This is a genomic window from Mesobacillus subterraneus, from assembly GCF_023715485.1.
Classification (GTDB): Bacteria; Bacillota; Bacilli; order Bacillales; family Cytobacillaceae; genus Mesobacillus; species Mesobacillus subterraneus_B.
In genome coordinates this window covers 1-1,143 of record NZ_JAMBOF010000042.1, presented here as the reverse complement: position 1 = coordinate 1,143, position 1,143 = coordinate 1, and the positions used below count along the sequence as shown (strand labels likewise).

2 protein-coding genes are annotated in these 1,143 nt (G+C 38.5%); both read right to left on the bottom strand.

All coding sequences use genetic code 11. The features are described from left to right. A partial coding sequence (locus M3204_RS23435; protein WP_251489054.1) for an IS3 family transposase occupies nucleotides 1–842 on the bottom strand: 842 nt, incomplete at its 3' end. Between the two features lie 11 nt (nucleotides 843–853). Beyond that, nucleotides 854–1,143 (bottom strand): helix-turn-helix domain-containing protein (locus M3204_RS23430; RefSeq protein WP_251489052.1); only part of this gene is annotated, 290 nt, incomplete at its 5' end.

Here is a 1,143-nt window from a genome sequence, read left to right as displayed (position 1 = left end):
GAAAACTTCTTACGGAAGTTAACAGGAGACTGCCGGTCCAAACGCTTTTGCCTTCTTGTGTGATTATAACGGTAGATAAAATCGTGTATTTTGGCTTTTAAATCCTCTATATTTTGTACAGAATAAGGATGAATAGCTTCGCTTTTCAAATGGGAAAAGAAACTTTCGATACATGCATTATCGATAGGATTCCCTGGCCGGGACATACTTGCCTTTATCTCATAGGCTTCAAGCGTGTCCTGATATACCTTGGATGTGTATTGTCCTCCCCGGTCGCTATGGAGAAGGACACCTTGCACATCCTTTTCTTTTTGGACTGCGCTATATACCGTCTTGATTACCAATGATGATCCTGCTTTACTTCCCATTTCATACGCTAAGATTTCATTTCCGTATAGATCCATCAGGGCAGAGAGGTATAAACTGTTGTTTCCCACTTTGAAGGTGGTAATGTCTGTGACCCATTTTTCATTTGGTTTTATGGCAGTAAAATCCCTGTTTAAAAGGTTTTCTGCGATTACTTCAGTCTCTGTCTGTCTATGAAGGTTAATATTCTGTGACTTTCGCTTTCTTCGAATAATAGATTGAATACCTAGGTCTCGACAGAGACCGGAAACTCGTTTGTGATTGATCACCATCTTATATTCTTCCTGAAGCTCCATGTGGATCCTTCGATAGCCCCACTGTTTGTCTGATGCCTCATAGAGTTCTATGACAAGTTTCTTCAAATCCGAATCCTTATCGAAGGCTAAGTTCTTCTTGAATTTGTAGTAACCACTTACAGACACACCAAGGTAGTGACAAAGCTCTTCAACAGTGAATTGTCCCCTTAAGGCTTCTATAACTTTGAATTTTATTTTCTTCCCTCCTTGATCAAGATTTCCTCTAACTTTTTTAGTACGGCATTTTCCAACTCCAGCTTCCTGATATATTTTTCCTGATCCGATGTTTGATTTTTGTGTCCTCTTTTATCAAGGAAGAATGTATTTCCATTCTCTTGATATCTACTCCACCAAGTCTTCACGGTACTGGTATTAATATTTAATTCATTGGCAATCTGAGAATAAGAACGACCTTCCTTTTTTAGTTCAACAGCTCTGATTTTAACTTCCATAGTGTAGTTTTTATAGATTTGGCCTTTTT